Raw genomic sequence first — 23,075 nt, 5'->3', positions numbered from 1 at the left:
TGAGATGCCGCCACCGCTGATTCGCGTACGCGACCTGGAGAACCGCTTCGGTCGCCATGTCGTCCACCAGGGGCTGGACCTGGACCTCTACCCGGGCGAGGTCCTCGGCGTGGTCGGTGGCTCCGGCACCGGCAAGTCGGTACTGCTGCGCAGCATCGTCGGGCTGCACCGCCCCAGCGCCGGACGCATCGAAGTGTTCGGCGAGGACTTGCAGCGTCTCTCGCCCCGGGACCGCTCCCGGGTGGAGCGCCGCTTCGGGGTGCTCTTCCAGCGCGGGGCACTGTTCACGTCGCTGACCCTGCAGGAAAACGTTGCCCTGCCGCTGATCGAGCACATCGGGCTTTCCCGCACCGATGCCGAGGGCCTGGCCCGGGTCAAGCTCGCCCTGGCCGGACTACCCGCCAAGGCGGCGATCCAGTACCCCGCCGAGCTCTCCGGAGGCATGATCAAACGCGCCGCCCTGGCCCGGGCCCTGGCGCTGGACCCCGAGGTGCTGTTCCTGGACGAACCCACCGCCGGCCTGGACCCGATCGGCGCGGCGGCCTTCGACCAGCTGCTGCTGACCCTGCGCGACGCCTTGGGCCTGAGCGTGTTCCTGGTCACCCACGACCTGGACACCCTCTACACGGCCTGCGACCGGGTGGCGGTGCTGGCTCAGGGCCGCGTGCTGGTGGCCGGTCGCCTCGAGAGCGTGGCGGCCACCGAGGACGCCTGGATTCACGACTACTTTCACGGCCCACGGGGCCGCGCGGCCGAAGGCGCCGCTCGCACCGCCAAGGAGAGTTGACCATGGAGCCTCGCGCTCACCATGTGCTGATCGGCCTGTTCACCGTGCTCGCCCTGGGTGGCGCGCTGCTGTTCGCGCTGTGGCTCGGCAAGTCCAGTGTCGACCGTGACTATGCCTGGTATGAGGTCGGCTTCAACCGTGCCGTCAGCGGACTGGCGGAGGGCAACGCCGTGAACTATAGCGGCATCGAGGTAGGCAATGTGGTCGAACTGCGCCTCGATCCCCAGGATCCTCGCCAGGTGCGGGCGCTGATCCGCGTCTACGGCGACATCCCCATCAAGGCCGACACCCGTGCCAGCCTGGCCCTGGCCAATATCACCGGCAGCATGAACATCCAGCTCTCCGGCGGAACCCCGGAGAGCGAGCGCCTGGAGGGCGACCGCGACGACCCGCCATTGATCCAGGCAGACCCCTCGCCGCTGAGCTCGCTGCTCAGCAACAGCGAACAGCTGATGATCCGCTTCAATCGCCTGCTCGATGGCGCCAGCGAGCTGCTCTCCGACGACAACGTCGCGCACCTGTCGCGGAGCCTGGCCAACCTGGAGCAGGCCACCGCCCGCCTCTCCGGCGACGAGCTCGACCTGGCGGCCCTCGGCGAGCGCGTCGAAGCCACCCTGATCCAGGCCGAGGCGACGCTTGCGACCTACGCCCGGCTTGGCGAGCGTGCCGACCGATTGCTCGACGCGGAGGGCCAGCGCACCCTGAGCCGCGCCGAACGCGCCATGGCCTCCCTGGAAGAGGGTGCCGGCCGGCTGGCCCGCCTGACCGCCGACCACGAACAGGATATCGCCCAGGGGCTGCAGGGCATCGGCGAGCTCGATCCTGCCATGCGGGAACTGCACGCCGCGCTGCGCGCCCTCAACCGCCTGGTGCGGCGCCTCGAGGAGAGCCCCGCCGACGCCCTGCTGGGCCGCGACCCGCTGCCCCAATACGACCCTTGAAAGTACGATCCTTGAAAGTACACCCCTTGAACGCACACGCCATGAGAATCCAGCCCATGAGCCCACGCCACCTTGCCCCCACGCTGCTGGCCCTGCTGCTGGTGCTTGCGGCCGGCTGCACGATCCTGCCCGAGCGCGAGCCCCAGCGGCTGTTCGCCCTGCCCGGGGGTACCGATATCGATGCCTCGGGCCCGACCACAAGCGCTACCCTGCGCATCGATTCGCTTACCGCCAGCGCGCCTCACGGCGGCAACCAGCTGCTGGTGATGCCCGCCCCGGACGAATACGAGGCCTGGGCCGGCGTGCGCTGGCGGGACGATGCCCCACGACTTCTGCAGGAGCGACTGCTCGAGACCTTTCGTCATGCGAACCGCCTGGGCGGCGTCATCGACGATAACAGCAACGCACGCAGCGATGCGGTCCTGAGCGGCCATATTGCCGCCTTTCACCTGCGCCTCGACGGTGATGCTCGCCGGGCCGAGGTGCGCCTGGACGCCCAGCTGATGGACGAATCCAGTCGCAAGCTGCTGGCCAGCCGCCGCTTCGAGACCATGGCCGAGGCCAGCGACGCCACGCCCGAGGCGGCGGTGATGGCCTTCGGTGTGGCAAGCGATGAGCTCGCCGAAGTTCTGACAGGCTGGGCGATAGAGGTTCTGGAGGACCAGTAGATCATCAGGATGCCACAGCTCCTTGATATAGCTCACGGCACCTCCGGCGGATAACGTGTATCATCAAGGGAGTTCCAGGAATGGGGAGAATCGGCATGGGCAACCGCGTTACCGGGCGCTTGCTGAAGGTGGTCCTTGTCATGGCAGCGCTTGCCTTGCTGGCAGGGGTAGCCTGGTGGGCGCTGCAGCCGGAAACCGAGCATCCGGGCCTGACATCGGGAAATGGCCGAATTGAAGCCACCGAGATCGATGTTGCCACGCGGCTTCCCGGTCGCCTTGCCGAGGTACTGGTCGATGAAGGCGAGATCGTCGAGCCCGGCCAAGCAGTTGCCCGCATGGATACCGCAACCCTGGAGGCCGAGCTCGCCCAGGCCCGGGCCCAGAGGCGCCGCGCCGAGAATGCCCTGGAAACGGCCCGGGCCATGGTGGCACTCCGCGAGAGCGAGCTGAGCGCCGCTCAGGCGGTGGTCAGCCAACGCCAGGCCGAGCTCGAGGCGGCGCGCAAACGCTACGAGCGCGCCGCCAGCCTGGTGGACCGTAATGCCATCTCTCGCCAACAGTTCGATGACACCCTGGCCGCCTGGCAGAGCCAGCAGGCGGCCCTGGCCTCGGCCAATGCCCAGGTACTCTCCGCCCGTGCCGCCATCCGCGCCACCGAATCCCAGGTCATCGAGGCCCAGTCCCAGGTCGAGGCCAGTGAAGCAACCCTGACGCGCATCCAGGCCGACCTGGATGACAGCGTGCTGACGGCGGACCGCCTGGCCCGCGTGCAGTACCGCATTACCGAACCCGGCGAGGTGCTGGGGGCCGGGGGCAAGGTGCTCAACCTGGTTGATCTCACCAATGTCTACATGACCTTCTTCCTGCCTACCCGAGAGGCGGGCCGGGTGGCCATCGGCGACGAGGCCCGCCTGGTGCTGGACGCCGCGCCGGAATACGTGATCCCCGCGCGTGTCAGCTACGTGGCCAGCGTCGCCCAGTTCACCCCCAAGAGCGTGGAGACCGAGAGCGAGCGAGAGAAGCTGATGTTCCGCGTGCGCGCCAGGATCGATCCCGAACTGTTGCGCCGTCATATCGAACAGGTCAAGACCGGGCTGCCGGGCCTGGCCTACCTGAAGCTCGACGACGCAGCCAACTGGCCCGACACCCTCGAGATCCGAGTCACGCCATGAGTCCGCAGCAGGCAGCTCAGGTCGCCAGCATCGCGGGGGTAACCCAGCGCTACGGCGAAATCCTCGCCCTGGACAATATCAGCCTGGACCTTCCGGCCGGCCAGATGGTCGGCCTGATCGGCCCCGACGGGGTGGGCAAGTCCAGCCTGCTGGCGCTGCTCGCCGGGGCTCGACGCCTGCAGCAGGGTCGAATCGTGGTACTCGGCGGTGACATGCGCGATGGCCACCACCGGCGCCTGACTTGCCCGCGCATCGCCTATATGCCCCAGGGACTGGGTCGGAACCTCTACCCCACCCTATCGGTACGCGAAAATCTCGAGTTCTTCGGCAGGCTGTTCGGTCAGGATGGCGCCGAACGGGATCGGCGTATCGCGACACTGACCCGCGCCACGGGGCTGGCTTCCTTTACTGAGCGACCGGCGGCCAAGCTCTCCGGCGGCATGAAACAGAAGCTGGGGCTGTGCTGTGCGCTGATCCACGACCCAGACCTGCTGATCCTCGACGAACCCACCACCGGCGTCGACCCGCTATCACGCAGTCAGTTCTGGGCGCTGATCGCAAGCATCCGCAGAGCGCGCCCGGAAATGAGCGTGATCGTTGCCACCGCCTATATGGATGAGGCCCAGCACTTCGATCACCTGGTCGCCATGGATGCCGGCCGGCCCCTGGCCAGCGGGTCGCCTGCAGAATTACTGGAACGCACCGGGACGCACGATCTGGAGAACGCCTTCATCGGCTTGCTGCCCGAGGCGAGGCGCCGCCAGCATCACCCCATCAGCATCCCGCAACGCACCGCCTGTGACAGCATCGCCATCGCGGCCCGCGGGCTGACCAAGCGCTTCGGCCACTTCACCGCCGTTGACAGCGTGGACTTCCGCATCGAGCGTGGTGAGATCTTTGGTTTCCTGGGCTCCAACGGCTGCGGCAAGAGCACCACCATGAAGATGCTCACCGGCCTGCTGCCGGCAAGCGAAGGCGAGGCCGAGCTGTTCGGCCAGCGGGTCGATCCCCGGGATCTGGCGACCCGACGCCGGGTGGGCTACATGTCCCAGGCATTTTCCCTGTATGGCGAGCTCAGTGTGCGCCAGAACCTCGCCCTACATGCGCGGCTCTTCCACCTGCCCCAGGCTGAACACGAGGCGCGTATCGAGGAGATGCTCGAGCGCTTCGCATTGACAGCGGTTGCCGACAGCCTGTCGGGTGGGCTGCCGCTGGGCATTCGCCAGCGGCTCTCTCTGGCCGTGGCTATACTGCACCGCCCCGAGATCCTGATCCTCGACGAGCCCACCTCCGGGGTCGACCCGGTGGCCCGGGATGCCTTCTGGCGCGAGCTGGTCAGGCTCTCGCGGGAAGAGGGCGTGACCATCTTCATCTCCACCCACTTCATGAACGAGGCCCAGCGCTGCGATCGAATCTCGCTGATGCACGCGGGGCGTGTACTGGCCTGTGACACTCCCGAGGCGCTGCGCAAGGAGCGCGGTACCGACACCCTCGAGGAGGCCTTTATCGCCTGGCTGGAGGAGGCCTCCGATGAGCCCCCCGCCGACCTGCAGGCCACGCCCCAGGCAACCGAGACGTCGGGCTCCCATCGTGACCCGCCGGTCTTCAGTCTCAAACGCCTGATGAGCTACGCCCGGCGGGAGAGCATGGAGCTGCGCCGCGACCCGCTGCGCGGCATCCTGGCCCTGTTTGGCACCGTGCTGCTGATGTTCATCATCGGCTACGGCATCAGCCTGGATGTCGAGAACCTCGACTATGCGGTCCTAGACCACGACCAGACCACCACCAGCCAGGCCTATGTCCTCAACCTGTCCGGTTCGCGCTACTTCACCGAGCGCCCGGCACTGACCAACCAGGCCGAGATGGAGTCTCGGATGCGCAGCGGCGATATCAGCCTGGCGGTGGAGATCCCGCCCGGCTTCGGCCGAGACCTCAAGCGCGGCGCGACTCCCGAGATTGCCTTCTGGATCGACGGGGCCATGCCCACCCGAGCCGATACCATCAAGGGCTACGCCCTGGGCCTGCACACTAACTACCTGCAGACCCTGGCTCGCGAGTCGGGGGCTCCCGTGGCAGTCCCGGGCGTGGAGATCGCCCTTCGCTACCGCTACAACCCCGACGTGGAGAGTCTGCCCGCCATGGTGCCGGCGGTGATTCCGCTACTGCTGATGATGATTCCGGCCATGCTCACCGCGCTCGGCGTGGTGCGCGAGAAGGAGATGGGGTCGATCACCAACTTCTATGTCACGCCGGTCACCCGTACCGAGTTCCTGCTCGGCAAACAGCTGCCCTACGTGGCCATGGGCATGGTCAACTTCGTCACCCTGGTGGCACTTTCGGTATGGGTCTTCAAGGTCCCCATCAGCGGCAGCCTGGCAACCCTTGGCCTGGCCGCCCTGCTCTATCTGCTGTGTGCCACCGGCCTGGGGTTGCTGATCTCATCGCTGCTGCGCAGCCAGATAGCTGCCATCTTCGGCACCGCGGTTCTCACCCTGATCCCAGCGGTGCAATTCTCGGGGATGCTCCACCCGGTCTCGGCCATGGAGGGCATCAGTGCCCTGGTCGGCCAGGCCTACCCCACCACGCACTTCCTGATCATCACGCGGGGAGTATTCTCCAAGGCCCTGGGCTTCACCGAGCTGTGGCCCTACTTCGTGCCGCTGCTGGTGGCGATTCCGCTACTGACGCTGGCCAGCGTGGCCGGCCTACGCGACCAGGAGAAATAAAATGCCATCACTGGGCAATATCCTGCAGCTGGGGATCAAGGAGCTGCGCAGCCTGGCCGGGGACCCGGCGATGGTACTGCTGATCCTCTATGCCTTCAGCCTGGATATCCATACCAGCGCCACGGCCGTCCCCGAGTCGCCGAATCGCGCCACCGTCGGGGTGGTGAACGAAGACGCCTCGGCCCTCTCCTGGCGGCTGATCGACGCCCTGCAAATGCCCTACTTCCTACCCCCCGAATCAATTACCCGGGAACAGATGGACACTGGCATGGATAGTGGTCGCTTTACCTTCACCCTGGACATTCCCCCCGACTTCCAGCGCGACCTGCTAGGTGGGCGCGGTGCCGAAATCCAGCTCAACGTCGACGCCACCCAGGTCTCCCAGGCCTTTACCGGCGCCGGCCATATACAGCAGATCATGAACGCCGAGGTGGCCGAGTTCCTGGCCCGCCACCGCGCCGAACCGGTCATGCCGGTGGAGGCGGTGATACGCACCGCCTACAACCCCAACCTGGATCGTGCCTGGTTCGGTGCGATCAACTCGGTGATCGACCAGATCACCATGCTGTCGATCATCCTCACCGGGGCTGCGCTGATCCGCGAACGAGAACACGGCACCATCGAGCACCTGCTGGTAATGCCGGTCACGCCACTGGAGATTATGCTGGCCAAGGTATGGTCCATGGCCGCTGTAGTGCTGGTCGCCTCGGCGCTGGCCCTGCGCCTGGTAGTCCAGGGCTGGCTGGAGGTGCCGGTGCGAGGCTCGGTGGAACTGTTCCTGCTCGGCGCCGCTCTGCACCTTTTCGCCACCACCTCCATGGGCATCCTGTTCGGCACCCTGGCCCGTTCGATGCCTCAGCTGGGCCTGCTGATCATCCTGGTGCTGATCCCATTGCAGATCCTCTCCGGTGGCATGACACCCCGCGAGAGCATGCCCGAGCTGGTGCAGCAGATCATGCTCGCTGCCCCCACCACCCACTTCATCCAACTGGCCCAGGCGGTGCTGTTCCGCGGCGCCGGGGTCGCGGTTATCTGGCCCCAACTGCTGGCCCTGGCCGCCATCGGTGCCGGCTTCTTCGTGATTGCCCTGTCACGCCTGCGTCGCTCGCTGCAGTAACATTCACGATATGCCGGCCTCCAGCCGCGCTACCGCACGTTCCACGGCTCCACGATAGCCGCCGCCGAACAGCAGCAGGTGGTTGAGCAGCGGGTAGAGCTGGAACAGCGTCTCGCAGCGCGGCCACTCCACTGGTGGCTCGCCATCCCAGTAGGCCTCGAGGAAGGCCTCGCCCGGTGCACCGAACAGGGTCAGCATCGCCAGGTCCACCTCCGGGTAGTGGCGATAGACCGCCGGGTCGATCAGCGCGGGTCCCGACGGAGTGAAGAGTACGTTGCCTGACCACAGGTCACCATGCACCAGGCTCGCCGGGGCATCAGGCAGCCATGCCTCCAGACCGTGGGCGATGGCCTCCACCCGGGCGCGCAATCGATGATCGAGTAGACCTTTCGCATGGCACGCCTCGGCCAGCGGCAGCAGCCGACGCTCGCGCTGGAAGGCACGGCCATCGGATAGCGGCGCATTGGGCTGGGGAGTCCGCCCGCAGGCGTTGTCACAAGGCCAGCCATGGGGCTCTTCGGTAGCCTCATGCAACCGTCGCAATCCCTCGCCCAGGGCCACCGGATCACGGCGACCGGGTGCCACCTCAAGCGCCTCCATCACCAGCCAGCCATCGCCTTCGGCCAGCACCTCGGGCACCACCAGCCCCGAGCCTGCCGCCGCCAGGGCACGCAGCCCATCGGCCTCACCCGCCAGGCGCTCGGCGGCGTCACGCTTGACCACCACCTCGCCATGGTCGGTGGCCAGGCGATAGACCGCGGCGATATCGCCACCCGAGAGCGGCTCGAGCTCACCTCTCGGCGTCAGCCCGGCTGCGGCCAGGCAGCTCTGCAGACTCGACTCCATCTGTCTCCTCCCGTCATGGCCAGGAGCCCCAGGCTTGCCGTCGTGGCGATGGGCGTCAAGGGGCGGCGTCTTCCTGATGATCGCCCTGTCGCGGCCGCGTCGCTCGCTGCAGTGAGGGGCTTACGCCAACACCGCCGCTTCGGACTTATCGATGGCGACCGTTCAGAACCAGCGCGACAGGGTGAGCGACCCGAAGGCGTGGTGGGCATTCTGGGAGGCAAATTCCTTGGTGCGCCAGGCGTGAGCCAGGGAAAGCTGCCAGCGATCCCAGGACAGCGCCACGCCAATCAAGGCATCCCCCACCCACTCCTCGCGATCCACCGAGTGGCTATCCTCGAAGGTATTGCCGTCGAGCAGCAGGTTGTGGGCCATGTAGCGCCCCTCCAGAGAGGCGAAGGCACTCCAGTTGAAGTCCTGGTCGGGTCGAAAGTATGACCAGCCGCCCTGGGCCGGGGCGATGGCCGGGATGCCGAAGCTGGCATCGAGGTTGGAGCCGAGACGCAACCCGAGGCCCGAGGCGGCGTAGGTGTAGAGGTTCCCCAACGCGAAGCCCAGCCGGGGACCGTACTCCAGGTCGAGCCCCGCCACTGAAGCGCGATCGATCCAGGTGTGCTTGTAGGCCAGGTTGACCACCGGCTCGTTATTCAGCTGATGATCCCAGCCACGCGGCTTGTCCGCGGCGATGACCTCGTGGAACTCGCGTTGGAGCAACTCGGCCCCCGAGGCCGGCCCCACCAGGCCAACATCTAGGTTGAGGCTTCGCGCTTCCCGCCAGCCAGCATGTGGCACGTTATCGAAGAGCGAGATACCGCCCAGCAACAGGCCCGCATAGGGGCGGTCGTCCTCGACCAGGCGGGGGATTCGGATCTCCTCGGGGGTATACATCTGGTGTGTCAGACGATACGCCCCGCCATCCAGCCCGCTGTCACGCCAGCCCGGTAGGATGGCGGCGACCCGGTGAAGCCAGTGCTGCGCCTCGGGTTCGAATGACCAGATGGCTTCGACCCCGTTGGTATAGTGCCCATCCGAATCGCTGAAGACGGAATAGCTGTCGTTCTCGGATTTAATCGTCAGCAACCCCGATGCCGGTTGCTGCGCGTGCACAGGCGGCATGATGGCGAAGAGCAGGCTCGCCGCGGCGATGGTACGCCATGGTGTGGCATGGAACTGCGGCATGGCCTCCCTCCCCCTCTATTTACATACAAACAAGAATGTATTTAACGAAACATCATAAGCGATCTAACCAGCCAGTCAACGGCCGACATCATCTTTGCCGGGTCGAGATAGCCGGCGCAAGACCAAAAAAAGCCGCCCGGGGCGGGGCGGCAAGCAGGGACAGAGCATGGACTAGCAGATCAGCGGTCTCCCGCTGGGACTCACTCAGGCATCAGCACGCTGTCGATCACGTGGATGACACCGTTGCTGGTCTCGATATCGGCTTGGATGACGGTGGCGTCGTCGATCATCACGCTGCCATCCATGGTGGTGATGGTCAGGTCCTGGCCCTGGACGGTGGTGGCGCTGTCGGCGGCCATGGCGTCCTCGGCCATGATCTTGCCGGCCACCACGTGGTAGGTGAGGATCGACTGGAGCTGGTCGCGATTCTCCTCCTCCAGCAGCGACTCCACCGTGCCCTCGGGCAGGGCGGCAAAGGCCTCGTCGGTGGGGGCGAAGACGGTGAAGGGCCCCTCGCCCTTGAGGGTCTCGACCAGGCCGGCGGCCTGCACCGCGGCCACCAGGGTCTCGAACTGGCCGGCTTCCACGGCGGTATCGACGATATCCTTCTTCATTCCGTGATGGTCGGCCTGGGCGGCGGCGGAAAGCAGCACGCCTGCGGCAGCGGCGGTCATCCAGCCAACGGTCTTCATCTTCTTGTGGATCATGGTCTCACCTCGTTCACGGTGGCCCCGGTAGAGGGCCTGGTGTGGTCAGGGGAACGACCCGGCGGCGACGGCCGCATAGCTGTACAGGTCAACTTATTTGTACATGTATTGAACAAGAAGTTCACCCCTGTCGCAGAATTTTTTTTCGACGCCAGGCGAGAGGCTGACGAGACGGCCCGGGGTATGGCACAAGGGAGGCGAATGGCAGGCATCAAGGGAGAGCGACCATGTACAAGCTGGCCTTCTTCGTCCCCGTGGAGGACGCCGAGGCGGTCAAGGAGGCGGTGTTCGCCACCGGCGCCGGGCGCATTGGCGACTACGAGGCGTGCTGCTTCCAGACCCGGGGCACCGGGCAATTTCGGCCCCTGGAGGGGGCCGACCCGCATATCGGCCGGGTGGGCAACCTCGAACGGGTGGAGGAGCTCAAGGTGGAGCTGGTGTGCGAGGACGCACTGATCCGCCAGGCGGTGGCGGCGCTGCGCCTCGCCCACCCCTACGAGGAGCCCGCCTTCGACCTGTGGCGGCTCGAGAGCCTCGACTGAGGGCGGCCCGCCGTCAGGAAGATGCCCTGTCAGGCGGAACCGAAGTAGCGCTCGCGGTCCTCGGCGGTGATGTCGCTGATATGCAGCGGGTAGCGGCCCGCCTGGCGGTCGCGGTAGAAGTGGCGCAGGGTGCGCTCGATGGTGGGGAAGGCGAGCGCGTCCCAGGGGATCTCGTGCTCCTCGAACAGCGCCACCTCGAGGCTCTCGGGCCCGGCATCGAAGCCCCCCTCCAGGTCGGCCAGGAACATCATGTAGACCTGGTTGATATGCGGCAGGTTGATCAGGGTGTAGAGCCCATGCACCCGCACCTCGGCGCAGGCCTCCTCGAGCGTCTCCCGGGCGGCCGCTTCGACGGTGGTCTCGGCGTTCTCCATGAAGCCCGCCGGCAGGGTCCAGTAGCCATGGCGCGGCGGGATCGCCCGGCGGCACAGCAGCACCCGGCTGCCGCTTACCGGCAGGGTGCCGGCGACGATGCGCGGGTTCTGGTAGTGGATGGTGCCGCAGGCGTCGCACAGGTAGCGGGGACGGTCGTCGCCCTGGGGAATCGCGAAGCGCACGGTATGGCCGCAGTGGCTGCAGAAGTTCATGGGGCTCCCTGGCAGGCTGGCGGGCTTGACGCCGCGGAAGGGGGCCGGGTAGAAGTAAGCAAACCCGACGGACACCCCATGTTAGAGAAACTTCGCGAACGCCTGCAAGCGCACCGCCCGCGCCGCCTGGGGCTGCGCCTGCCCGAGGCGGCGGTGCTGATTCCCATCGTCGACCGTCCCGAACCGACCCTGCTGTTCACCCGACGCGCCGGCCATCTCAACACCCACAGCGGCCAGGTGGCCTTTCCCGGCGGCAAGCGTGAGCCCCAGGACCCCGACCTGCTGGCCACCGCCCTGCGTGAATCCCATGAGGAGATCGCCCTGCCGCCCCAACGTGTGGAGCTGCTGGGGCGGCTCTCCGAGGTCGCCTCCCTGCATGGCCTGCGCGTCACCCCCTGGGTGGGGCTGATCCCGCCGGACCTGCCGCTTGTGCCCGACCCCACCGAGCTCGACCTGATCTTCGAGGTACCGCTGGCGCTCTTCCTGGAGGATCGCCGCCACCATACCGACGTCATCCCGGTGGACGGCCGCCCCTGGTATGTGCCCAACTACCACGTCGACGGCCAGGTGATCTGGGGGCTCTCGGCGATGATGCTGGTGGAACTGCTGGCCGAGGGCTTCGGCCAGCCGATCGACCTGCATCGCGAACCTCCGGGGCCGCTGTGCTATTTTCCCGATCGCCTGCTGCGCATCCAGCAGCACGCCACCACCTGAGCCGCGGATCCGACGCCGAATGCAGATTGCCACGCCGAATGCCCCTCCCGTGCTGTCCCCCGCGACCCTGCCCCACCTGATCGACGCCCTGGTGGAACAGGGCTGGTACCTGGGCGAAGGGGTACTCGATGCCGGAGTCTGCGCCGCCCTGCATGCCGAGCTCTGCGACCGCGCCGAGCGCGATGCCCTGGCCGCGGCCGGTATCGGCCGCGGCAGCGAGCACGCCCTGCGCCGCGACATCCGCGGTGACGCCATCCACTGGCTCGACCGCGAGAGTCAGGCCCAGCGGCGCTACCTGGCCGCCATGGGCGAGCTGCAGCATGCGCTCAACCAGGCACTGTTCCTGGGGCTCTTCGAGTACGAGGCGCACTTCGCCCACTATCCGCCCGGGGCCTTCTATCGCAAGCATCTCGACAGCTTCCGTGGCCGCGCCAACCGGGTGATCTCCACGGTGGGCTACCTCAACCCCGACTGGCCCGAGGATGGCGGCGGCGAGATGCTGATCTTCGCCCCCGACGACCCCGAGCGCGAGGTGGCTCGAGTCCGGCCGGCGGCCGGCAACTTCGCCTGCTTCCTCTCCGAGACGGTACCCCATGAGGTGCTCCCCACCCGCCTGCCCCGCGCCAGCATCGCCGGCTGGTTCCGGCGCAACGCCTCGCTGGGCGGCCTGGTGGACCCGGCGCGCTGATGGCCGGCGAGGATGAGGCCGCGAAGCTGGCCGCCCTGGCGGCGCGCTGCGCCGAGCTCGAGGCCGAGCGCGACCACTATCGCTGGCTCGCCGAGAGCAGCACCGACCTGATCTCGCGCCACGCCCGGGATGGCACCTTCCTCTATGCCTCCGGCGCCGCCCGGGACCTGCTCGGCTACGAGCCGGAGGAGCTGATCGGGGTCTCCGCCTATGACCTCTTCCACCCCGCGGACCTGGCCGACCTGCTCAACAAGTCGCCGCGGGTCTACTACCACGACGGCTTCTACCAGCAGACCTACCGCTTCCGTGCCCGGGACGGCCACTACGTCTGGTTCGAGACCACCAGCCGCACCCGGCGCGACCCGGTAAGCGGCGAGCTGCTCGACATCCTCTGCGTATCCCGCGATGTGGGTCGGCGCATCCGCGCCGAGGCCAACCGCGAGCGGCTGGCGCGGGTGGTGGAGTCCACCACCGACCCGGTGCTGTTCATGGACGCCGAGGAGCGCCTCTTCTACGTCAACGAGGCCGCCCGGCGCCTGCTGCACACCCCGCGCGAGGGCGCCACGCGGCAGCTGGCCGACGCCTACACCGAGGCATCGCTCGCCGACCTGCGCGACATCGTGCTGCCCGCGGTAGCCCGCTACGGCTCCTGGAGCGGCGAGCTGGAGATGCGCGGCTCCGACGGGCCGGTCCCGGTGCTCAGCGTGGTGATGGCGCACTCCGGCCCCGGCGCCGAGCCCGGGCATGTCTCGCTGCTCAACCGCGACATCCGCCTGCGCAAGGCGGCCGAGGCCCAGGCGCGCCGCCACCAGGACCAGATCGCCCACGCCAACCGCCTGGCCACCACCGGCGAGCTCGCCTCCAACATCGCCCACGAGCTCAACCAGCCGCTGGGCGCCATCGCCAACTACGCCAGCGGCGCCCTGCTCAAGCTCGACGCCGACCCGGCGCCGCCCGCCGAGGCGCTGCGCCTGCCGCTCGAGCGCATCCGCGAGCAGGTGGCGCGCCTCGCCGAGCGGCTGCGCCATATCCGCACCTTCGTGCGCAAGGGGCAGGTGCGAACGCGCCCGCTGGACCTCGACGAGGTCGCCGACGCCGCCTGCCGCCTCTGCGAGTGGCAGTTCCAGCAGGCCCGGGTCGAGGTCGAGCTGGCCCTGCCGGCCGGGCTGCCGCGGGTGATCGCCGACCCGGTGGCGCTGGAGCAGGTGCTGGTCAACCTGTTGCTCAATGCGCTGGAGGCGAGCCGCGAGCACCCCGGCGCCGAGCGGGTCACCCTGGCGGCCAGGCGCACCGGCCGCCGCGAAGTGACGCTGACGGTGAGCGACCAGGGCCCCGGGGTGCCGTCCGCACAGGCCGCGCGGATCTTCGCTCCCTTCCATTCGAGCCGCCCCGAGGGGCTCGGCATGGGGCTCGCCATCAGCCAGTCGCTGATGGAGGCGATGGGCGGTTCGCTGCGCCTGCTCCCCGCGGACGGTTCCGGCGGCGCCACCTTTGCCGCTACACTGCTGGCCGAATCCTCCCCCACCGAGCCCGCCACGCGCCGATGACCGAGACGCCCACGCCCTGTATCGCCATCGTCGACGACGACGACGCCCTGCGCGAGTCGCTCGCCTGGCTGCTGGAGTCGGTGGGCATCGCGAGCCGCGCCTTCGCCGACGGCGAGGCCTTCCTCGCCGCCGACCCGCAGGGCTTCGACACGGTGCTGCTGGACGTGCGCATGCCGGGCCTCTCGGGGCTGCAGGTGCAGCAGCGCCTGGCCGAGCGCGAGCAGGCCCCGCCGGTGATCATCATGACCGGCCATGGCGACGTGCCCATGGCCGTCGCCGCCCTCAAGGCGGGCGCCCGCGACTTCATCGAGAAGCCCTTCAACCACCAGCAGCTGATCGACACCGTGCAGCAGGCGCTGCTGGCCCACCAGCGGGCCCGGCAGGAAGCGGAGAGGCTTTCCACCCTGCGCCGGCGCTACGCCGCGCTGCGCCCCAAGGAGCGGGAGATCCTGGTGCACGTCGCCGGTGGGCTGACCAGCCGCGAGGTCGCCGAGCGCCTCGACATCAGCCCCAAGACGGTGGAGGTCTACCGGCTGCGCGCCATGAAGGCGCTGGGCGCCGCCAACCTGGCCGAGCTGGTGCGGCTCTGCGTGGCCCTGGGACTGGTGGAGGCGCTGCCCGCCTCCCCCAGCGCGGGCGACTGAACCGCACCCCGGACAGCCGGCCACGACGTCCTGGCCGACAGTTGCGGCGGCCCGCCTTCAGGCCACCAGCGCCTTCAACGGCATCCACAGGCCCATGCCGACCATCACCAGGTTCTCGGTCAGCGACACGAACCCCAGGGGGACATTGCTGTTGCCGCCGACGCAGGCGCACTTCAGCTCGCGCTTGTCGACATAGACGGCCTTGAAGACCGAGACCGCACCCACCGTGCCGATGAACAGGGCCAGGGGGGCAGCGAGCCAGGTCAGGGCACCCGCCAGCATCAGCACACCGGCCAGGGTCTCGGCGAAGGGGTAGAGGTAGCCGTAGGGCACGTAGCGCTGGGCGAGCAGGTCATAGTTCAGGAACATGGTGCTGAAGCTCTCGACGTCCTGCAGTTTCTGCAGACCGAGCAGCACCATGGCGGAGGCGATCGCATACTCCGGCATGCGCGCCGTGAGCACGCTGCCGCTGGCCGCCCAGCTGACCGCCAGGCCGATCAGCAGCGCGGTCGCGAAGATGGCGATGACCGGCCGGTAGGAGGTCTCCTGCTCGCCGGGCACGCTCAGGCCCAGGTGGGCGCGGACCTCCTCGTAGCCCCCCACCCGCTCATCGCCGAGATAGACCTGAGGCGTGGTCTCCACCCCGGCCTCCTCCTTGAACGCCTCGATCGCGTCCCGGGAGGTCAGGGGATGGTCCTCCACCGCGTACCCCTTGCGCCTCAGCAGGTCCAGGGTCTTGAGGCCGAACGGGCAGAGGTGATCGCTCGTCTTCATGCGATAGACACGGGCCACCTCATGCGCGGCGGCGGGTGACTTGGCGATGCTGCTCATGGATATCCTCCTCCTGTGGTCGCCGCTCAAGCCGCGGGAGGCGGGGCGGGAAGGCCCCGCAGCGGGGCGAGCGGGGGATCTTGATGCTGCCCTAGAGCCTAGAACCCTTGTGTTACCCAAGGGTCAAGTCGGCGCAGCGGACCACCGCTTGACCATGGGGTAACCCACAGGTTGTAAACTCATGCGGTACACCCGCCTCGCCTTCCTCTCCCTGGAAGGCAGACGCTCTCTCGACGGCAACAGGAGGGTAACGACCATGGGCAAGCACAAGCGGATTCTCGCCATCGCACTGGCCGCCGGCCTGGGCCTCGCCGCCAGCGGCGCGGCCTCGGCTCAGGGCGGCATGGGCCCTGGCATGATGGGCTATGGCCCGGGCATCATGGGACCCGGCATGATCCAGCAGCTCGACCCCGAGCAGCGCGAGCGGCTGCGCTGGGGGACCGGCAGCACCGACGACGCACAGTGAACCGGGCGGGCGCCATCCCCGCGCCCGCGACACTTGCCCTGGGTCATGTCGGACCGCGACGGGTCCGGGGCAGAATGAACCATCGATGACGCCGAGAGCCTCAGGTCAGTACAAAACGTCAACCTTTCGCCCTACCAGGAGCCATGCCATGACCCGTCTCGCCCCTACCCTGCTCACCTCTGCCGCGCTGCTGCTCGGCGCTGGCAGCGCCCACGCCGCCCTGCCCGACGAGGCGACCCTCTACAAGAACCCCCAGTGCGGCTGCTGCGACGAGTACGCCCGCCACCTCGAGGAGTGGGGCGTCGAGGTCACCATCGTCGACGACGTGCCGGTCGGCCAGGTCAAGCAGGACGCCGGCCTGCCCTACGGGCTGGGGGCCTGCCACACCATCGAGATGGGCGAGTATGTCATCGAGGGGCATGTCCCCTTCGCGGCGCTGGAGAAGCTCTTCGAGGAGCGTCCCGACACCGATGGCATCGGCCTGGCCGGCATGCCCATCGGCACCCCCGGCATGCCGGGACCCAAGCAGGAGGCCTGGAACGTCTACCAGTTCCGAAACGGCGAGGCCGCGCCCTTCATGACGCTGTGAGTCGCGGCACCCGGCACAGGGTGCCCCGCCAGGAACGCCGCCCCGGGCCCTCGCCCGGGGCGGCGTTGTTCGTAACAGGCCTCACTCCCTGAGGATGGTCATGCGCCGGGTCTCGTCCTCGGGGAAGACGCGGCCGCTCTCCAGGGCGGTGAAGAGGTGGCGGAACACCACGCCGGGCTCGCCGAAGGTGGTGCCGGAGCGGAAGTAGGAGTGCCCCTTGGGGAAGTCGTAGCGGGTGTTGACGTCGTCGCAGTCCACCGCGAAGACGTTGCGCCCCACCCGGCTCATGTCCTCCGGACCGGAGTGGCCCAGGCGCCGGGAGGCGATGCGGTTCTTCAGGTTGGAGGCCTTGCTGGCCCGCAGCGCCAGGTCATCGGAGGCGAAGTAGACGGTGACGTTGCGCGAGGCATGGGTGATCAGCTCGCCGCTGTGTCCCTCCTCCAGCGACTCGTTGACGATGTCCGCGGCGACCAGGAAGGTGTTGCGGAACAGCAGCGGCACCCCGCCGGGCAGCGAGTACTTGCGCCACACACGCAGGGTCTCGCGCAGCACCCGGTTGCCCATGGAGTGGGCCAGCACGTTGATGCGCTTGAGGCAGGGGGTGGGATCCTGCTCGAACTGCTCGCCCTCGCGCCAGTCGAGGAAGCGCTGCAGCACCCGGGCGAAGGAGAAGGCGCTCATGTCGGCGGACTCCTGGTCGTCCCAGTAGTCCTTGACAACGCCCAAGTCGTTGTCGCAGGGCCACACCAGCGGCACCGCCAGCACCTCGCCGGGCCGGACGGCGTCGCACAGCCCCTGGAACTCAGCCACGGCGGCGAAGACATCCTCGGGCAGGTTGGAGAAGCCGTGCAGGTAGATCAGCACCTGGCGCACGTTGGCCTGCTTCAGCCGCTGCAGGAAGGCGGTGCTGCCGATCTCGAGGTAATCGTCCAGGCCCTGGCGCTCGCAGTAGTAGACCGAGTTGCCGGCGGCGTTGTTGTTGAGGTCGAAGGTGAAGTTGCGATTGACCCGGGTGCGGATGCTCTGGGTAGGGAAACGGTTGGTGATGAACAGCATGGCGGCCACCTCGCGCAGCGGCGGCCGGGACGCCGCCTCACCCTTGAAGTTAGCAGCTGCTGCGGAAATGACCGCCTTGCACCGATCACGGCGACTCGGCGCGCAGCCGCGGCTCGAGCATGGCCAGGTACTGGGCAAGCACCACGGCGTTGTTGTGCTGCTCGTCCTTGGCGGCGAACACCAGGGTCACGCGCTCCCGGGCGGCGCGCTTGGCCAGCGGGCGCAGGGTCTCGCGATGCGCCTTGAGTTCGGCCAGGTAGCGGCGCCGAAACTCGCCCCAGTCGAGCTCGCCGGCGTGGAAGGCCTGGCGCAGGGCATCGCCGGGGGCGACCTCCTTGGGCCAGTCATCGATGCGGGCGTCGGCCTTGGCCACGCCACGCGGCCACAGCCGGTCGACCAGCACACGGTGGCCATCCTCGGCAGCAGGCGCCTGGAAGGCGCGTTTGAGGGCCAGGCTCATGGGCGTCCTCCTGTGGTGGGTGACGCCCCCAGTGTAGCCGACCGGCCTCAGGCCTTGAGCACGTAGCGCAGGATCTCGACCACCTGGTCGGTGGTGGTGCACCAGGCCTGGGCCTCGGCGTCGACCTCCTTGAGGGGGTGGACGATCTCCTCGCCGTGCAGGGTGACGTAGGGCTTGCCAAGGGCGGCGCAGTAGCCGGCATCGAAGGCGGCGTTCCACTGCTTGTACTTGTCGCCGAAGCGCACCACCACCATGTCGCTCTGCTCGATCAGGGTGCGGGTGCGGATGGCGTTGACCTTGGAGGATTGGTGATCGCGCCAGAACTGGCTTGGGGTCTCGCCGAGGTGGTCACCGGCGGCGTCGCTGGCGTCGTGGTCGGTCACCGGGGCGGTGAACACCACATCGAGGCCGGCGGCCTCGGCGCCGCGGCGGATCTCGTCGCGCCAGTCGGTATGGATCTCGCCGGAAAGATAGACGTGAAAGCTCATGCGGGGCTCCTGGGTGTCGGGACTTGATCCGCCATGATAACGCTCGAGAAAATAAATGGAATTTTTTTCCAAATAATCCTGCGACGCTGCAGCTAGGCGCGCCCCCTGGTCATCAGCTCATCACCCACCGAGAGGCTGGCCCCCTCACCCTCGAGGACGATGGCGTTCTGGCCGAAGTAGCCGCCGGGCGCCAGGCGGGTGTTCATCTCCACCAGGGTGCGCAGCGGCTCGTCGGGCACGGCGATCTCGCCGCTGTGCTGGTCCACGGTGGTGATCTTGCAGCGCTGACACGGCTTGCGCAGCCCCAGGCGCCAGGCGCCGTCGGCAGCGACCAGGGTGTCCCAGCCATCCTCGGCGAAGGGAGCGGCCTCATCGACCACCAGGCTCGGCCGGAAGCGGCTCATGGGCACCGGGTCGAGCGCCTTAGCGGCCAGCCGCCGGTTCACCTCGGCAAGCGAGCCCTCGCTCACCACCAGCAGCGGATAGCCGTCGGCGAAGCCGGTATGGGCCCGCTCGCCGGGCGCCAGGTAATGGGGCTCGACGGCGCGGCGATGCTCGGGGGCGAAGCGCACCAGGCGCAGGCCGCTGCCACGCCAGTCGCCCAGCACCGCGCCCAGCCAGTCGCGCGCCTCGGCGCCCTCGTCCAGGGCCTCGCAGCAGTCCTCCCACACGTACACCGGCAGGCGGGGAAGCGACTCCGCCGCCAGCGGCACGCGAAGCGGCGCCGCCGCGGGGTGTTCGAGCACCAGGGCATCGGCCTCGAGGCGCACGCGAATACTCGCCATGGCCGGCAGCTGACGCTGGGTCACGAAGCGCCCCACGTCGTCCACCACCATCCAGCGGCGATCCCAGGCGAGGCCTTCGGCGGTCAGCTCGGCCGTGTCCAGGGCGATGCCGCCCAGCGACTTGACCGGGTAGATGTTGAGCTGGGTGATCTTCACTGCGGGCTCCAGGCAGGGCGATGCCCTGAGCCTATCCCAGCCGCGGGAGGATTACAGCCGGGTGGTCTCGATCACGTAGCCGATGATGGGATAGCCGGCCTTGCGGGCGGCTTTCTCGGCTTCCAGCTGGGCCTCGACCTTGGAGATACTGGAAGAGATGTGCTCGAACACCGTGTCCATCTCGAGCTGCTTGGTGCGTACCGCCAGCTTCACCACGTGGCCGGTCTTCGGCGCGCCGGCGGGCTTGCTGCGCTGGGGCTTGGCGGGGGTGGCGTCGTCGGCGGGCCATTCGGGGGGCTGGGTGGCCGCCTTGCGCCGGGTCTGCTGTTCGTTGTGCATGAATGAGTTGATCTCGCGGCGCATCTGCCGCTCGAACTCGGTGAGTTCCGTTTCCATCGTGTCTCCGTCTACCTCAGGGATGGCGGGAGTGTACCAGAAGTTGCGCCGAAGCCATCACTATCGGCCGCATCCCGCATGACGCGGGGCTAGTGTCGCTGTTGGCCAACATGTCGGAGGACCGGTTTCGGCCAGAAGCGGCCGTTCAGTGAGGCTGATGTAACGCTTATGGCAGCCACGCAGCTTTATCACGCAGGCTGATTTTACTTGTTAGCAGTTTCACCGGCGAGCTCCCGCATAAATTCGTCATGATCTGACCAGTAGCGCCTGTTTTCAAGCGTCCAACACATGTGCGCAGACAAACCATCTAGATCACCCATGAGTGTCAGTCGATTTATGCCATAATGATTCAGCTCAAATAGTAGTTGGGATTTATAACCTGAGTTTATCGTATGAATTTCTAGTTTGTCTTGTTTGCTAATCCCGTCTTTCAGATCGACTTCTGGATAGGGATGAACTGTGAATAGCCCACTTTGTCGGCCAATTCGAGATGCCACCATATTAGGTTTATATTTGGCTATTTTAGTCAAGTCATCTGGACTATCTTTTTCAGGGGATATCATCCAATGTGGGAGAAGGCAAAAAATCGTTGCATCTTTTTTTGGCTCGGAAAGACATGCGAAAAACGCAGCTACAAGTGGATTGTATGACCAATCTAGTAGTCTCGTGGGCAGACCATGATGCTGTGCAATTGCCATCCAATCCCATTCGTTTTCTGGCTTGCTCTGTATATATTCAGAAGCCTTTCTTTTCCAGCTTGCCAAATAGTCTAAGTCATCTTTTTCGCAGTACGGGCTACGGCCTGACTTTGGCTTTACGAGCCAACTGAAGTCGGCCTGTCCTCGAAACATCCATCGATTATCAGGCCGATATTTTGAAAAAGCTTCGTGAAACTCAGCAAATGAACGAATCTCCATATTCATCCTTAACTTCTAACGACGTAGTAATGGGCGCCAACAGAGCACAGCGTAGTTGGCGTCTCGTTGACCACCTTGTTAAGCCTTGTTCTCTCTGGGCCGTGCATGGACTGCTGCTGCAGCGCTTTGCCCGCCAAAAAATATATTGTTGTCTTCGTCATTTGGTGCTTCAGGCCAGTAGAGATCTTCTACCCGCTTCAAATTTATTGGGATCTCGATTTCAAAATCTAACTCAGCATCTCGATACCAAGATAGGGCTGGAAGTCCTGCGTATTCAGGTTTGGTGCTACACAGATACGCTATGGGGTAGTATTTGAGCAGTTGAAACACAGCAGGTTCATTGAACGTCCCTCTGGGAACAAACATGCCGAAATCTCGGATCGCCACCGATGTAGCGTAAGGATAAACCCAATAGAAAATATGGATATCTTCCGGAAGTGCCATATTAGGGTCGAGCACATATGCTCTTGCCGCCTGATCAAAGGCGGTATCTTCTATCTCGACCTTGGCAGCAACTATATGCCCGAGCATAGCTTTCATTAACCTTTGCGGCTTAACCTTATGGGAAACCTCCTCAGGGAGCGCGACACCCGACTTTAAGTAACGCCCAACTGACTTGGCAAAATCATTAATGGTGGGATCATACTCACGGCCTAAAAGCGAGTTGCAGTCACTGCAAATAGTCCTGTACTTGACCCCATTTTGCGACTCCCTCAACTTCGGCTTCTCTCGGTCTCCGACCATGATCTCGAAGACTGTTTCCATTTCAACAGGGCCAAGATCAATTCCGCCTTTCGGTGGAACATGGTCCCACGAGAGCGCCTTTTCCTCTCTACAGAGGTTGCATATAGATTTTTTCTCGCGCTTAGATTTAGCGTAATGCACAAACTCACTCCCTGAGGCCTAACGCCGTGGTAATGGGCGGCTACGCAGCGCAGTAGGCGTCCGTTGACCACATGGTTAACTGTACGTTACTCCGCCATAACTTTTCCCACATGTAAGCACAGTAGCCACAATTGTCACCGTCGGATAGTTCCTCTGGAGGAATATTGCAGCCACACCTTGCACACTCATGAGTAGCGGACCCGCAACATGAAACGCAAATACCTTCATGGACAATGTAGGTCCCAAAACCGCACAAAGGACAGTCGACAACAGGCGTATCGCCGCCGTCTTTATGAGCGGAGTACGCCTCATCGGCGTAAAATTCGTTCACCGCATCGTTTACTATGTCGTCATAGTGAGTCTCAGTTCCACAAGCTCGACATTTGAATGTTGCCGCTGCTCCATCACCTAAATCCTCGGTTTCAAGCAAGCCGGAGCCGCACTCATCGCAATGATATTCTTGTAGTGCGTGAAGAATTGTATCGGTGTAGTAGCTGAGTTTCTCCAGAGTTAAATCGCACTCCTGCTTTTCCTTGGCGTAAACTTCGTTCACGTCCACAAGAATTTTCCAGTAGCCCTCACCGAGTAGCGATTTTGGATCACCACCCAGTTCATCTACTATAAAGTCTCGAATGATAATAAAAGAGTCGGAAATCAACTGTTTAACAGATTCACTGTTCAGGGTGCTGTAGTAGTGTTCTATATCATTCCTGTATTTGTTGATTCTCTCCAAGCGATTCCAATCAACGGATATATTCAAAGACTCAAAACGTTCTTTAATATTCTGCACATCTACAGTTTTTTTGCCCTTTCCAATCCAGTTAACTGCTCCTGTTGCATCAAGTTCTGGCAGGACCCTCTGCTTGATAAGGGCTTCATCGGAACCTTGAGGGCTTAGCTCGCAAAGCTTGTGCTTAAACAAAAGCAAGATGCCCGCAAATATATTCCGTGTTGATGAGATAATCCTTCGTTCATCAGGTGATTCAAAATCCTCTAAGCCCACAGCGATTGAATCTAGTGCATTTTTGAGGATGCTCATGACTTTTCCTTAGTACTGTCAACAGGTATTAGACTGCGTGCTCGATATTTCACTTGAACGAGCATGAGCGTTCAACAATGTTATGCTGCGTGACCGACCACGCCCTATATTATTGAAAATACTAGGTAACTATTCAGGTGGCTGC

At 65.4% G+C, this 23,075-nt stretch carries 27 protein-coding genes; 13 read left to right on the top strand and 14 right to left on the bottom strand.

Annotated elements, in window-relative coordinates:
• The first annotated feature begins 4 nt into the window (after nt 1–4).
• The 3 genes from Q673_RS23805 to Q673_RS35520 are packed head-to-tail and all read left to right on the top strand — an operon-like array spanning nt 5 to nt 2,396.
• Nucleotides 5–787 carry an ABC transporter ATP-binding protein gene (locus Q673_RS23805; RefSeq protein WP_031217758.1) on the top strand — a complete coding sequence of 261 codons (783 nt, stop codon included), beginning with the start codon at nt 5–7 and terminating at the stop codon, nt 785–787.
• Between the two features lie 2 nt (nt 788–789).
• Complete coding sequence (locus Q673_RS23800) at nt 790–1,728, top strand: MlaD family protein (protein WP_023005165.1); 939 nt, start codon at nt 790–792, stop codon at nt 1,726–1,728.
• 56 nt (nt 1,729–1,784) lie between these two features.
• Nucleotides 1,785–2,396 (top strand): ABC-type transport auxiliary lipoprotein family protein, encoded by a 612-nt coding sequence (locus Q673_RS35520; protein WP_023005164.1) that lies wholly within the window; start codon nt 1,785–1,787, stop codon nt 2,394–2,396.
• A gap of 32 nt (nt 2,397–2,428) precedes the next feature.
• Here Q673_RS35520 and Q673_RS37210 read toward each other — a convergent pair whose 3' ends face one another.
• Nucleotides 2,429–2,719, bottom strand: coding sequence for a hypothetical protein (locus Q673_RS37210; protein WP_235048488.1), 291 nt, complete (start codon nt 2,717–2,719; stop codon nt 2,429–2,431).
• Between the two features lie 12 nt (nt 2,720–2,731).
• Here Q673_RS37210 and Q673_RS23790 point away from each other — a divergent pair, with 12 nt between their 5' ends.
• From Q673_RS23790 to Q673_RS23780, 3 genes are read left to right on the top strand one after another with little or no spacing between them, the layout of a single operon-like run.
• A complete protein-coding gene (locus Q673_RS23790; protein ID WP_442778050.1) occupies nt 2,732–3,568 on the top strand; it encodes an HlyD family secretion protein in 837 nt (278 codons plus the stop codon).
• Nucleotides 3,565–6,294, top strand: a complete 2,730-nt coding sequence (gene rbbA / locus Q673_RS23785; RefSeq protein ID WP_023005162.1) for a ribosome-associated ATPase/putative transporter RbbA — start codon at nt 3,565–3,567, stop codon at nt 6,292–6,294. Before Q673_RS23790 ends, rbbA begins: the two co-directional genes overlap by 4 nt.
• 1 nt (nt 6,295) lies before the next feature.
• Entirely contained in the window at nt 6,296–7,411 is a 1,116-nt protein-coding gene (locus Q673_RS23780) for an ABC transporter permease (protein ID WP_023005161.1), read from the top strand.
• Between the two features lie 3 nt (nt 7,412–7,414).
• Here Q673_RS23780 and Q673_RS23775 read toward each other — a convergent pair whose 3' ends face one another.
• The 3 genes from Q673_RS23775 to Q673_RS23765 form a co-directional block, all read right to left on the bottom strand.
• Nucleotides 7,415–8,257, bottom strand: a complete 843-nt coding sequence (locus Q673_RS23775; protein WP_023005160.1) for a fructosamine kinase family protein — start codon at nt 8,255–8,257, stop codon at nt 7,415–7,417.
• A 162-nt stretch (nt 8,258–8,419) separates the two neighbouring features.
• The gene (locus Q673_RS23770; RefSeq protein ID WP_023005159.1) at nt 8,420–9,433 is read right to left on the bottom strand and encodes a lipid A deacylase LpxR family protein; all 1,014 of its coding nucleotides are present in this window, start codon (nt 9,431–9,433) and stop codon (nt 8,420–8,422) included.
• Between the two features lie 200 nt (nt 9,434–9,633).
• Nucleotides 9,634–10,140, bottom strand: coding sequence for a fasciclin domain-containing protein (locus Q673_RS23765; protein ID WP_023005158.1), 507 nt, complete (start codon nt 10,138–10,140; stop codon nt 9,634–9,636).
• Between the two features lie 227 nt (nt 10,141–10,367).
• Here Q673_RS23765 and Q673_RS23760 point away from each other — a divergent pair, with 227 nt between their 5' ends.
• On the top strand, nt 10,368–10,682 hold the full coding sequence (locus Q673_RS23760; protein ID WP_023005157.1) for a Nif3-like dinuclear metal center hexameric protein: 315 nt from the start codon (nt 10,368–10,370) through the stop codon (nt 10,680–10,682).
• 29 nt (nt 10,683–10,711) lie between these two features.
• On the opposite strand, the gene Q673_RS23755 is transcribed toward Q673_RS23760, so the two are convergent.
• Nucleotides 10,712–11,269: an NUDIX hydrolase gene (locus Q673_RS23755; RefSeq protein WP_023005156.1), complete on the bottom strand. Its 558-nt coding sequence runs from the start codon at nt 11,267–11,269 to the stop codon at nt 10,712–10,714.
• A 78-nt stretch (nt 11,270–11,347) separates the two neighbouring features.
• On the opposite strand from Q673_RS23755, the gene Q673_RS23750 reads away from it, so the two are divergent.
• From Q673_RS23750 to Q673_RS23735, 4 genes are read left to right on the top strand one after another with little or no spacing between them, the layout of a single operon-like run.
• Nucleotides 11,348–11,983, top strand: a complete 636-nt coding sequence (locus Q673_RS23750) for a CoA pyrophosphatase (RefSeq protein WP_023005155.1) — start codon at nt 11,348–11,350, stop codon at nt 11,981–11,983.
• A 19-nt stretch (nt 11,984–12,002) separates the two neighbouring features.
• Nucleotides 12,003–12,671: a 2OG-Fe(II) oxygenase gene (locus Q673_RS23745; RefSeq protein WP_023005154.1), complete on the top strand. Its 669-nt coding sequence runs from the start codon at nt 12,003–12,005 to the stop codon at nt 12,669–12,671.
• Nucleotides 12,671–14,218 carry a PAS domain S-box protein gene (locus Q673_RS23740; RefSeq protein ID WP_023005153.1) on the top strand — a complete coding sequence of 516 codons (1,548 nt, stop codon included), beginning with the start codon at nt 12,671–12,673 and terminating at the stop codon, nt 14,216–14,218. The genes Q673_RS23745 and Q673_RS23740 overlap by 1 nt, the downstream gene beginning before the upstream one ends.
• Entirely contained in the window at nt 14,215–14,862 is a 648-nt protein-coding gene (locus Q673_RS23735) for a response regulator transcription factor (RefSeq protein WP_023005152.1), read from the top strand. Before Q673_RS23740 ends, Q673_RS23735 begins: the two co-directional genes overlap by 4 nt.
• A 57-nt stretch (nt 14,863–14,919) precedes the next feature.
• On the opposite strand, the gene Q673_RS23730 is transcribed toward Q673_RS23735, so the two are convergent.
• Nucleotides 14,920–15,693 carry a glutaredoxin gene (locus Q673_RS23730; RefSeq protein ID WP_023005151.1) on the bottom strand — a complete coding sequence of 258 codons (774 nt, stop codon included), beginning with the start codon at nt 15,691–15,693 and terminating at the stop codon, nt 14,920–14,922.
• Nucleotides 15,694–15,949: 256 nt separating this feature from the next.
• On the opposite strand from Q673_RS23730, the gene Q673_RS23725 reads away from it, so the two are divergent.
• Both Q673_RS23725 and Q673_RS23720 read left to right on the top strand, forming a co-directional pair.
• Complete coding sequence (locus tag Q673_RS23725; RefSeq protein ID WP_023005150.1) at nt 15,950–16,159, top strand: hypothetical protein; 210 nt, start codon at nt 15,950–15,952, stop codon at nt 16,157–16,159.
• Nucleotides 16,160–16,307: 148 nt separating this feature from the next.
• Nucleotides 16,308–16,748 (top strand): DUF411 domain-containing protein, encoded by a 441-nt coding sequence (locus Q673_RS23720; protein ID WP_023005149.1) that lies wholly within the window; start codon nt 16,308–16,310, stop codon nt 16,746–16,748.
• An 81-nt stretch (nt 16,749–16,829) separates the two neighbouring features.
• On the opposite strand, the gene Q673_RS23715 is transcribed toward Q673_RS23720, so the two are convergent.
• The 8 genes from Q673_RS23715 to Q673_RS35915 form a co-directional block, all read right to left on the bottom strand.
• Nucleotides 16,830–17,804 carry an alpha/beta hydrolase gene (locus Q673_RS23715; protein WP_023005148.1) on the bottom strand — a complete coding sequence of 325 codons (975 nt, stop codon included), beginning with the start codon at nt 17,802–17,804 and terminating at the stop codon, nt 16,830–16,832.
• An 85-nt stretch (nt 17,805–17,889) separates the two neighbouring features.
• Complete coding sequence (locus Q673_RS23710) at nt 17,890–18,264, bottom strand: DUF488 domain-containing protein (protein ID WP_023005147.1); 375 nt, start codon at nt 18,262–18,264, stop codon at nt 17,890–17,892.
• Nucleotides 18,265–18,311: 47 nt separating this feature from the next.
• Entirely contained in the window at nt 18,312–18,752 is a 441-nt protein-coding gene (locus tag Q673_RS23705; protein ID WP_023005146.1) for a YtoQ family protein, read from the bottom strand.
• A 92-nt stretch (nt 18,753–18,844) separates the two neighbouring features.
• A complete protein-coding gene (locus Q673_RS23700; RefSeq protein WP_023005145.1) occupies nt 18,845–19,693 on the bottom strand; it encodes an MOSC domain-containing protein in 849 nt (282 codons plus the stop codon).
• 51 nt (nt 19,694–19,744) lie between these two features.
• Nucleotides 19,745–20,089 carry a hypothetical protein gene (locus Q673_RS23695; RefSeq protein WP_023005144.1) on the bottom strand — a complete coding sequence of 115 codons (345 nt, stop codon included), beginning with the start codon at nt 20,087–20,089 and terminating at the stop codon, nt 19,745–19,747.
• Nucleotides 20,090–20,292: 203 nt separating this feature from the next.
• Entirely contained in the window at nt 20,293–21,012 is a 720-nt protein-coding gene (locus Q673_RS35920; RefSeq protein WP_081711984.1) for an FRG domain-containing protein, read from the bottom strand.
• A gap of 72 nt (nt 21,013–21,084) precedes the next feature.
• Nucleotides 21,085–21,891: a hypothetical protein gene (locus tag Q673_RS36460; RefSeq protein ID WP_152527080.1), complete on the bottom strand. Its 807-nt coding sequence runs from the start codon at nt 21,889–21,891 to the stop codon at nt 21,085–21,087.
• A 40-nt stretch (nt 21,892–21,931) separates the two neighbouring features.
• Nucleotides 21,932–22,930, bottom strand: a complete 999-nt coding sequence (locus Q673_RS35915) for a hypothetical protein (RefSeq protein WP_081711983.1) — start codon at nt 22,928–22,930, stop codon at nt 21,932–21,934.
• Nucleotides 22,931–23,075: the final 145 nt, after the last annotated feature.

It is taken from the genome of Halomonas sp. PBN3 (assembly GCF_000475415.1).
In the GTDB taxonomy this organism is placed as follows: domain Bacteria; phylum Pseudomonadota; class Gammaproteobacteria; order Pseudomonadales; family Halomonadaceae; genus Halomonas; species Halomonas shengliensis.
This window is presented reverse-complemented; position numbering and strand designations above follow the sequence as displayed.

Bases quoted from the DNA above. Each gene is read 5' to 3' on its own strand.
- Q673_RS23695 (WP_023005144.1), bottom strand. From the start codon at position 20,089: ATGGAAACGGAACTCACCGAGTTCGAGCGGCAGATGCGCCGCGAGATC.
- Q673_RS35520 (WP_023005164.1), top strand. From the start codon at position 1,785: ATGAGCCCACGCCACCTTGCCCCCACGCTGCTGGCCCTGCTGCTGGTG.
- Q673_RS23805 (WP_031217758.1), top strand. From the start codon at position 5: ATGCCGCCACCGCTGATTCGCGTACGCGACCTGGAGAACCGCTTCGGT.
- rbbA (WP_023005162.1), top strand. From the start codon at position 3,565: ATGAGTCCGCAGCAGGCAGCTCAGGTCGCCAGCATCGCGGGGGTAACC.
- Q673_RS23775 (WP_023005160.1), bottom strand. From the start codon at position 8,257: ATGGAGTCGAGTCTGCAGAGCTGCCTGGCCGCAGCCGGGCTGACGCCG.
- Q673_RS23715 (WP_023005148.1), bottom strand. From the start codon at position 17,804: ATGCTGTTCATCACCAACCGTTTCCCTACCCAGAGCATCCGCACCCGG.
- Q673_RS23780 (WP_023005161.1), top strand. From the start codon at position 6,296: ATGCCATCACTGGGCAATATCCTGCAGCTGGGGATCAAGGAGCTGCGC.
- Q673_RS23725 (WP_023005150.1), top strand. From the start codon at position 15,950: ATGGGCAAGCACAAGCGGATTCTCGCCATCGCACTGGCCGCCGGCCTG.
- Q673_RS23760 (WP_023005157.1), top strand. From the start codon at position 10,368: ATGTACAAGCTGGCCTTCTTCGTCCCCGTGGAGGACGCCGAGGCGGTC.
- Q673_RS23765 (WP_023005158.1), bottom strand. From the start codon at position 10,140: ATGATCCACAAGAAGATGAAGACCGTTGGCTGGATGACCGCCGCTGCC.
- Q673_RS23745 (WP_023005154.1), top strand. From the start codon at position 12,003: ATGCAGATTGCCACGCCGAATGCCCCTCCCGTGCTGTCCCCCGCGACC.
- Q673_RS23730 (WP_023005151.1), bottom strand. From the start codon at position 15,693: ATGAGCAGCATCGCCAAGTCACCCGCCGCCGCGCATGAGGTGGCCCGT.
- Q673_RS23770 (WP_023005159.1), bottom strand. From the start codon at position 9,433: ATGCCGCAGTTCCATGCCACACCATGGCGTACCATCGCCGCGGCGAGC.
- Q673_RS23740 (WP_023005153.1), top strand. From the start codon at position 12,671: ATGGCCGGCGAGGATGAGGCCGCGAAGCTGGCCGCCCTGGCGGCGCGC.
- Q673_RS23710 (WP_023005147.1), bottom strand. From the start codon at position 18,264: ATGAGCCTGGCCCTCAAACGCGCCTTCCAGGCGCCTGCTGCCGAGGAT.
- Q673_RS35920 (WP_081711984.1), bottom strand. From the start codon at position 21,012: ATGAATATGGAGATTCGTTCATTTGCTGAGTTTCACGAAGCTTTTTCA.
- Q673_RS23750 (WP_023005155.1), top strand. From the start codon at position 11,348: ATGTTAGAGAAACTTCGCGAACGCCTGCAAGCGCACCGCCCGCGCCGC.
- Q673_RS23790 (WP_442778050.1), top strand. From the start codon at position 2,732: ATGGATACCGCAACCCTGGAGGCCGAGCTCGCCCAGGCCCGGGCCCAG.
- Q673_RS23800 (WP_023005165.1), top strand. From the start codon at position 790: ATGGAGCCTCGCGCTCACCATGTGCTGATCGGCCTGTTCACCGTGCTC.
- Q673_RS23705 (WP_023005146.1), bottom strand. From the start codon at position 18,752: ATGAGCTTTCACGTCTATCTTTCCGGCGAGATCCATACCGACTGGCGC.
- Q673_RS23735 (WP_023005152.1), top strand. From the start codon at position 14,215: ATGACCGAGACGCCCACGCCCTGTATCGCCATCGTCGACGACGACGAC.
- Q673_RS23720 (WP_023005149.1), top strand. From the start codon at position 16,308: ATGACCCGTCTCGCCCCTACCCTGCTCACCTCTGCCGCGCTGCTGCTC.
- Q673_RS35915 (WP_081711983.1), bottom strand. From the start codon at position 22,930: ATGAGCATCCTCAAAAATGCACTAGATTCAATCGCTGTGGGCTTAGAG.
- Q673_RS23755 (WP_023005156.1), bottom strand. From the start codon at position 11,269: ATGAACTTCTGCAGCCACTGCGGCCATACCGTGCGCTTCGCGATTCCC.